This is a genomic window from Streptomyces sp. XM83C, from assembly GCF_023072675.1.
GTDB classification, from domain to species: Bacteria; Actinomycetota; Actinomycetes; order Streptomycetales; family Streptomycetaceae; genus Streptomyces; species Streptomyces thermocoprophilus.
Genome location: NZ_JALLGL010000280.1, coordinates 1 through 8,270 on the forward strand (window position 1 = coordinate 1; position 8,270 = coordinate 8,270).

6 protein-coding genes are annotated in these 8,270 nt (G+C 72.9%); 3 read left to right on the forward strand and 3 right to left on the reverse strand.

What is annotated here, in order from left to right:
• Positions 1-202: 202 nt before the first annotated feature.
• The gene (locus MTQ10_RS24530; RefSeq protein WP_308404596.1) at positions 203-2,122 is read right to left on the reverse strand and encodes a S9 family peptidase; all 1,920 of its coding nucleotides are present in this window, start codon (positions 2,120-2,122) and stop codon (positions 203-205) included.
• Positions 2,115-3,524, reverse strand: a complete 1,410-nt coding sequence (locus MTQ10_RS24535) for an MFS transporter (protein ID WP_247472331.1) — start codon at positions 3,522-3,524, stop codon at positions 2,115-2,117. Before MTQ10_RS24535 ends, MTQ10_RS24530 begins: the two co-directional genes overlap by 8 nt.
• 702 nt (positions 3,525-4,226) lie before the next feature.
• Between MTQ10_RS24535 and MTQ10_RS24540 the strand changes: the two genes are divergently transcribed.
• Together MTQ10_RS24540 and manA are read left to right on the forward strand one after the other, a co-directional pair.
• Entirely contained in the window at positions 4,227-4,550 is a 324-nt protein-coding gene (locus tag MTQ10_RS24540) for a hypothetical protein (RefSeq protein ID WP_247472332.1), read from the forward strand.
• 9 nt (positions 4,551-4,559) lie between these two features.
• Positions 4,560-5,930 carry a mannose-6-phosphate isomerase, class I gene (manA, locus tag MTQ10_RS24545; RefSeq protein WP_247472333.1) on the forward strand — a complete coding sequence of 457 codons (1,371 nt, stop codon included), beginning with the start codon at positions 4,560-4,562 and terminating at the stop codon, positions 5,928-5,930.
• A 141-nt stretch (positions 5,931-6,071) separates the two neighbouring features.
• Here manA and MTQ10_RS24550 read toward each other — a convergent pair whose 3' ends face one another.
• Positions 6,072-6,479 carry a DUF3224 domain-containing protein gene (locus MTQ10_RS24550; RefSeq protein WP_247472334.1) on the reverse strand — a complete coding sequence of 136 codons (408 nt, stop codon included), beginning with the start codon at positions 6,477-6,479 and terminating at the stop codon, positions 6,072-6,074.
• A gap of 402 nt (positions 6,480-6,881) precedes the next feature.
• Between MTQ10_RS24550 and MTQ10_RS24555 the strand changes: the two genes are divergently transcribed.
• The gene (locus MTQ10_RS24555; RefSeq protein WP_247472335.1) at positions 6,882-8,141 is read left to right on the forward strand and encodes a L,D-transpeptidase; all 1,260 of its coding nucleotides are present in this window, start codon (positions 6,882-6,884) and stop codon (positions 8,139-8,141) included.
• The last annotated feature ends 129 nt before the right edge of the window (positions 8,142-8,270 follow it).

Below are 8,270 nucleotides of genomic sequence, written 5' to 3' on the forward strand. Positions count from 1 at the left end.
GAGGAGGGAGAGGGGAGGTGGGGGAGGGGAGCCCGGCCGGCCCCGTGCGGGACCGGCCGGGCGGAGGTCACTCCTCGTCGCCCTCGTCGGCGTTCCGGAACGGAATGGTGATGGTGATGCCGATGCCGGGCTTGCGGTTCTCCTCCTCGTCCGCGAGCGGATCGTTGTGGATGATGTCCTTCTGCATGGATCTCTCCCTTCGTCAGTGAGCGGTTCGTGCCGGCCCGGGCCGTCGTGTGCGCGGCGGCTCCGGGCTCCCCCGGCGACCGGGGGAGTCTTCGGTGACCGGGCCGCGGGGTACGGCCAGTCGGCGGTTCAGGAACGTCATCGCGCGCCGCAGGACCGCGACATGGGCGGCACCGTCGTAGCCGTCGTGCCCGGTGTCCAGCCACATCGCCTCGTACGGCACCCCCGCGTCGTCGAGCGCGGCCAGGTAGGAACGGATCTGGTCCGGCGGGCACTTGACGTCCCGGGTGGCGCCCACCACCAGCAGCGGCGCCGTGACACGGGAGGCGTAGCTCAGCGGGGAGCTCCGCGCGTAGCGTTCGGGCACCTCGTCCGGGGTGCCGCCGAACAGCCGTATGTCGAAGGCCCGCAGCGCGGACGTCGAGGAGCGGTGCGCGGCCGCCCAGTCGGCGAGCGGTTTCACCGCGATGCCCGCCCGCCACAGCTCGGGCCGCGTCCCCAGCGCGAGCAGCACCAGATACGCCCCCCAGGACACGCCCCACAGCGCCGTCGCGTCGGGTGCGGCCAGCCCGCGGCGCAGCAGGTCGGCGCGGACCGCGGCGAGATCCTGCACCTGCGTGTGGCCGACCCCGGCGGTGAACGCGTGCCGCCAGCGGGGCCCGTAGCCGGTGGAGCCGCGGTAGTTGACGCGTGCCACGGCATAGCCGGAGGCGACGAGGGAGTGCACGGTGCCGTCGTACGCGTCGCGGTCCTGGTCGGCGGGCCCGCCGTGCACCAGGAACACCAGGGGCGCGGGCCGGCCCGGCGCGGCCGTGTCGGGCAGGCTCAGCAGCGTGTGCACGGGACCGTCGGGGGTGGACGTCCACAGGTCCCGGTGCCGGCCCGGCACCCGCGGCGGCGTCCCGGTCAGCGGTGGCAGCGGCGTGCCGTCCGTGGCGAGCAGCACCGGCGGATGCGTGGTGTCGGTCCACAGACAGTGCAGACCACCGCCGGGGCGCGGTGCCGCGTCCAGGACCGTGCCCGGCCGTGTCGGCAGGACGCTGCGGCGGCGGGCCGTCAGATCGACGCGGTGCAGCAGGGAACGGCCGTGCCGGTCCTGCCGTACGAGGACCTCGCGGGCGTCCGGGTACCAGCGGGCGGAGATCTCCGTGTCGAAGACGCACCAGTCGTGGACGACCGTCCCGTCCTCCGGCGTCCAGGTGGCCAGGACGTAACGGTCACCGGACTCCCGCACCAGCAGCAGCTCGCGCCCGCCGGCCGGGCGGAAACCGCGGCACCACTGACGTGCGGGCCCCGGCGGCAGTACGGCGGTGACGGTGCCGTCGGCGGTGAGCAGCACGACGGCGTCGTCCGCGCCGCCGCTCACCGCGAGCAGCCCGCCGTCGGACGCCATGCCGCGCAGCGCGAGGGGGCCCTCGGCGCTGAGGAGCAGCCGGGCGGAACCGCCCTTGCGGCCGACGTGGACGGTCGAGACCCGGCCGTCGGTGAGGGCGACGGCGGTTGTGCCGTCGGCGGCGAAGGCCAGCCCGCGCGGCAGTCCGGGCGGCAGACCCAGCAGGCCTGGTCTCCCGGTGGTGCCGCCTTTTGGTGCGGGGGAGTCGCCGGTCCGGGCGGCGGGGGCTGCGGTCCGGGCGGAGGTTTCGGCCGGGGCGGCGGAGGCTCCAGCAGGGCTCGTTGCGAAGGGCGCGTACATCCAGGTGCCGAGGCCGTCCTCGTCCTCCTCGAACCACCACACGTCGGCGTCGTGGTCGATGGCGCAGTGAAACGTTCCGCCGGGGCGGGAGGTCACCTGCCGCACCCGCCGCGTGGCGGCGTCCCACGTGAACACCTCGCAGCGGCCCTCCGCGTCGGCCGTGAACACCATGCGGTCCGGCGAACCCGGGCAGGACTCCGGCAGAGCACTGCGGAACACCTGGTAACGGGCGGCGTCACTCACGAGGCCCTCCTCCCTGCCCCCTCCCGCCGGACCGGGCCTCGGCCCCGGAGCCGGGGTCGTCCGCCGCGGATGCCTCGTCCCGGGGCCCGTCAGCAGCGGGAACGCCCGCGCCCCTGCGCCCGTCCCGGCCCGCGTGCCCGTCGTCCGCCCCGGCCTCCCCGGTGAGCCACCGCCCCGACACGCCCTGCGTGTACACGGCCAGCAGCACCAGCGACGCCAGGCACAGCACGGCCGGCGAATGGGCACCGCGCCAGGTCACCAGCGCCGCCGCCAGCGCCGGGCAGCCGGCCGCCGCCAGAGCGGCCGTCGCGCCCACCACCGCCCCCGCCTGAGACTGCACCTCCCGCGGCACGGCTCGCACCATGGCCCCGGACAGCACGACGGTCACCGTCGGCAGCAGCAGCGCCAGCAGCGCGAACCCCGCCGCGAAGCTCCCGGCCGAGTCCGCTGCGACCAGCACCCCGGCCGGCACCAGCAGCGACCAGGTCGCCGACACCACGGCACGCCGCGCGCCCAGACGCGTCACGAGACCCGGGGCCAGCAGCGCCCCCACCAGACCGGCCGCACCGGAGGCGCTCAGCACGAGACCGACCGTGGCGCCCCCGTCCCCGCCGAGGACGAACACCGCCGTGTACGACAGCAACGTCACGATCACCGACGCGGCCGACGCCCACACCAGCACCATCCGCAGCAGCGCGGACCGTAGGACCGTCCGCACCCCCGACGTCACGGGCGTCCGGCGGCGCCCCGGAACACGGGTGTCGAGCGGCGCCCGTAATGCCCGGATGCCGAGCGCGGTCGCCGCGTACGACAGGGCGTCCACCAGGAACGGCAGCGGCCGGGCCACCTCGAACAGGGCCCCGCCGACGCCTGGTCCGACGACGAGAGCCGCTTGGTCCCCGGCCTGCAGACCGGCCGCGCCCCGCGTGACGTCCTCCGGGCGTGCCACATGCGCGAGCGCCCCGCGCGCCGCCGCCTCGTGCGCGAAGGCGCACAGCCGCTCGGTGAAGGCCAGACCGAGGACGGCCCACAGAGGGGGCCGCCACCAGAACAGCGCGATGGTCAGCCCCGCCATCGCGGCGGCGGCCAGCACCGCCGAACCGATCAGCAGCACACGCCGATGCCCGTGGTCGGCGGGCCGCGCCGCCAACGGGCCCAGGACGACACCGGCCACGGCGACAGCACTGGCGAAGGAACCGGCAGTGGCGGCCGAGTGGCCCAGATCGAGGACGAGCAGGGGAAGGACGATGCCGGAGGCCTGCGTACCGAGGCCGTCGACGGCGTTGGTCCACCACAGGATGCGCAGATCCCGCGTGCTCTTGCGCGAGATGCGTGCGGCACGCGGAGTGCGAAAAGTGCGCGAGGCCCGTGCCGGCGGCGCCGGTGACGACGGCTCGTCCACGATCGTTTCACCCCCTTGCGCAGCCCTTCGGCCGGCCTTCGCGCAGCCCTTCGACCTGCGTCGGCGCAGCCTTTCGCCCCAGCCCTTGGCACAGCCCGTACGAAGCGGACGGACCGGTCGAACGGCCGGTCCGAGGTGGAGAGAACGTGTCCTGTTCGTGAAAGCGAGCGGGAGCCTAGTCACGGGTTGGTCACGTTCACAAGAGTGCGGTTGACATGGTGGGACGTGCAGGGATCAGCACATTGGCCAAGAAAGTTCTCGTCGCCGGCGCCCCGACCGTGCTGCAACCTCACGCCCCGTCAGGGACCGGACGACACGGACACCACCCGACGGCGCGCCGGCGCCGCTCACCGGCGCACGTCGCTGCCGCACACCCGAAGACCCACACGGCACCCGGATCCGGCCCCGGTGTGCCTCGACCGCGCCTTGCACCGGTAAAGCGGAATCCGCCTCGGCGGGTTTCCCGCAGTTCCCGCACCGACCTGGGTCCCGAGGACAGGACGGCCCCGGACGGGCGAGGAGACCGGCCACGCACCGCCGGCACCATTGGCCGAGAATACGACGGTCCCACCCACCCCCACGCCCCGGACACAACCAGCGCTACAGCGAGCGCAGAGGGGCGGGGGAGCGCAGGTTTCGCGGGTCTCATGCGAACGGGCCGGCGAAATCGCGCCCGTCCCGCGCAGCGCCGACGATGACCTCATGCCACGCGCGAACAAGGACTTCACGCTACGGCACCACCCCGGCCACGGCCGCCGCGCCGCCGTCGCGGTCATCGGCTGCGTCCTGTCCGCAGCGGCGCTCGCCGGATGCGGCGACTTTGACGACGACTCCGGCAGCAGCCCCACCCCCACCCGGGCGATACGCAGCCCTGACGAGGCGTCGTTCTCCGGCCTGCCCCCGTCGGCTCTGGCCTCCCGAGCGGCGTCCGCGATCGTCCCCGCCCGCGCCTCGGCCTCCGCCGCCGCGTCCTCGGCGGCGGCCCGCGCCTCCGAGGACGAGGCCTCGGTCGACGCCCGGCATTAATGTGATCGGGTGGATCTTCTCGAACCGATCATCAAACCCTACGCCTGGGGCTCCCGCGAGGCGCTCGCGCGCCTGACAGGCAGGCACGTGCCCTCGGCGGGACCCGAGGCGGAACTGTGGATGGGGGAGCACCCGTCCGGCCCCGCACGCCTCGTGCGCGACGGACGCACCCGCACGCTGCGGGAGGTGGTGAGCGGCGACCCTGTGCGCGAGCTGGGGCCGGAGTGCGTCGACCGATTCGGCGGCCGGCTGCCCTTCCTGCTGAAGGTGATCGCGGCGGACCAGCCCTTGTCCATCCAGGTGCACCCCGACCGGCAGCAGGCGCGGGCTGCGTACGGTGCGCAGACGGCGAACGGCGGCGAAGGCCCGTACTCCGACGACTGGCCCAAGCCCGAACTCCTCTGTGCGCTCAGCCCCTTCGAAGTCCTCGCCGGGTTCCGTGACCAGGGAGAGGCCGCCGCTCTCCTGAAGAGCCTCGGCGTGGACAGACTCCGCCCAGTGATCGAACTGCTCGTCGGCGGCGGCGACGACAACGGCAGCGACGACAACGGCAGCGACGACAACGGCAGCGACGACAACGGGAGCGACGACAACGGCAGCGGCGTACCGCTCACGGAGGCACTACGGACGCTTCTCCAATGGCCGGCGCATGACCGCGACGCGTTGGTGGGCGAAGTCGTGCGGGCCTGCACACGACTGTCGGACGATCCCGGCCCGCATGCCGCCGCCTGCGCGGCGGTGACGCGCATGGCCCGCCACCACCCCGGCGATCTCGGGCTCGTGGCTTCGCTGCTGATGAGGCATCAAGTACTGCGACCGGGAAGCGCCTTGTACATGCCGGCCGGGGGCCTGCACGCCTACGTGCAGGGCGTCGGCGTCGAGATCATGGCGGCCTCCGACAACGTCCTCCGCGCGGGACTGACGACGAAGGAGGTGAACGTTCCGGAGCTGCTGAGGGTCACCGACCCGGCGGCCCGCGTGCCCGTCATCGGCCCGAGCGCGGTCGTCGGCCCGAGCCGTACGGACGTGTACCTGTGCCCGGCCGAGGAGTTCGCCCTCTACCGCACCGAGCCGACCTCCACCCCTCTCCCGCTCGTGCCCCAGGCCGGCCCGCGCATCGTGCTGTGCGAGGAGGGCGCGGCACGACTGCGCGTCGAGGGCGGCGAGACGGTGACGCTGGACCGAGGTGACTGCTGCTTCCTGCCGGACTCCGACCGGGGCGTGACGGTGGAAGGCTCCGGAACGCTCTTCATCGCGGGCACGGGACTGACCACCCACAGGCCGGACACCGACGTCACTCGCGCCCCGGCACATGCACAGCGCTCGACGCACGCGGCGACGGCGATGCCGCCGACACCGACGGGAGCGAACCGCACCTGAACCATCAGGAGACAACGTTGTCAAACCTTCCTCGCGCCGCGTCGGCGGGCACGCTGACGTACGCCGACGCCGGCCCCCGGGACCGCCAGGGCCGGCGTCGGTGCCGACATCGGGCGTCCCGCCCGCCCGCGTGAGTGCGAGCTACTCGCCGAGTCCGTACTCGAACCAGATCCGGTGCGTGCCGTCCGAGTCGATCGCGATGCCGCCGGTTCCGGTGATGCCGGCCAGGTCGCCCGTCCCGCTGGTCGGCACGATGACGAGGAACTCGCTCTGCCGCCCCTCGCCCAGGGTGGTCGCGGAGTGCGCGAAGTTGAAGGCACCTGCCCGGCCGTGCAACGTCCCTTCGAACGACTCCATGGCGACGTACGTCCCCGTGCCGGCGGACTGGTCGTACGCGGAGGTGAACAGGGTGACGGAGCGCCCCTGGACCTCACCTTCGTACCGCTTCTCCATCGTGGCCAGGCCGACGGGCAGCGCGGTCTCGATCGCGGGGCCGGCCGCCGGCGCGGGAGTGAAGTCGACGACCGCGAAAGTTCCTGAAGCTCGCATGCCCGGATCGTAAGCGGCACCACTGACATCGCCCGTGAACACCGCCCCCCGGCCCACCACGACGACGAGACCACCCTCACCGGGCCCGGCCGAGGCCGACACCGTCGTACGGAACTGACGCGCACGGCCCCCGTACGTCCACCGGCACCGTCGGCTGTTGAAGGGCTCCTTCGGTGCCCACGGGGAGACCGCTTCCGCCGGGACCGTGCCGGTCATCGTCCCCGTTCTGCGGGTGTTCCGGTTCCTGTGGCGCAAGGCTCCCGCCATAGGTGGGCTTCGCCACAATTTGGACATTCTGCACTAACGGATGCGCATAAGTGATACAAAAGGTGGTTGAAAGTCCCCAAGGCAATCCGGCTTCAGCGGATGCCGCGACCACGGGCAGAGGGCAAGGAGAAGCGTTTGATCACGGGGCGTATACGACGCACCAGGCGTGCGGCCACGGCCGGCGTACTCGGCAGCCTGCTCACCGTGACCGTCCTCGCCGGTACCGGCCACGCCGCCACCGGCGACAGCGACGCAAGCGGCGGCAACGACGGCCGGACGAGGGGCGAGGCGCAGGCCGTACCGACCCGGCCCGCCACCGAGGAGGAGTCCCGGGCCCGCATACGGATCACGCCCGGGGACGGCGCCCGCCAGGTCGGCATCTCCGACCCCGTCAAGGTGACCGTGAGCGACGGCCGGCTCACCCGCGTGACCATGACCGCGGTCGCCTCCGGCACCGAGATCGCGGGCACCCTGTCCGCGGACGGCACCTCCTGGACGCCGGACAGCCCGCTCCAGCGCGCCACCCGCTACCAGATCGCCGCCGAGGGCGAGGACGCCGAGGGCCGCTTCGCCGCCGCCAACGCCACGATCACCACGACGTCCCCGGCCAACGAATTCCTCGGGCACCTGTTCCCCGAGGACGGCTCCACCGTCGGCGTCGGCATGCCGGTGCGGTTCGACTTCAACTCCTCGATCACCGACAAGGCCGCCGTCCAGTCGCAGATCAAGGTCTCGTCCAGCAGCGGCCAGAAGGTCGTCGGCCACTGGTTCGACGACCACAGGCTGGACTTCCGGCCCGAGTCCTACTGGAAGGCCGGCTCCACCGTCACCGTCGAGATGACCGTCGGCGGCGTACGGCAGACGGCCACCTTCACGATCGGCCGCAGCCAGATCAGCACGGTCGACGCCAAGACGAAGAAGATGACCGTCGTCCGCGACGGCAAGAAACTGAAGACCATCCCGATCTCGTCCGGCAGTGCCGAACACCCCACGTACAACGGGCAGATGGTCATCTCCGAGAAGTACGGCCACATCCGTATGAACGGCGCGAGCGTCGGCCTCACCGAGAAGGACGGCAAGCCCGCCTACGACATCGCGGCGGTCCCGCACGCCATGCGCCTGACCGACTCGGGCACGTTCATCCACGGCAACTACTGGGGCGCACCCTCCGTCTTCGGCAAGGTCAACACCAGCCACGGGTGCGTGGGCCTCCAGGACGTCCGTGGCGGCGACGACAGCACGCGGCCCGCCGCGTGGTTCTTCGACAACTCGATGATCGGCGACGTCGTCATCGTCAAGAACTCCCAGGACAAGACGGCGCTCGCCCCGGCCAACGGCCTCAGCGACTGGAACATGCCGTGGAGCCAGTGGGTCGCGGGCAGCGCGACCGACTGACGCCCCTCACGACCGGCCGCAGGTCCGGCCGGTCACCCACGACGAGCCCCACAGGAGGCCGCGCGGCACCGTCGCACGGCCTCCTGCCGTACCGCCGTGCCCCCACCCCGCCGCTGCCGGCGCGGCACG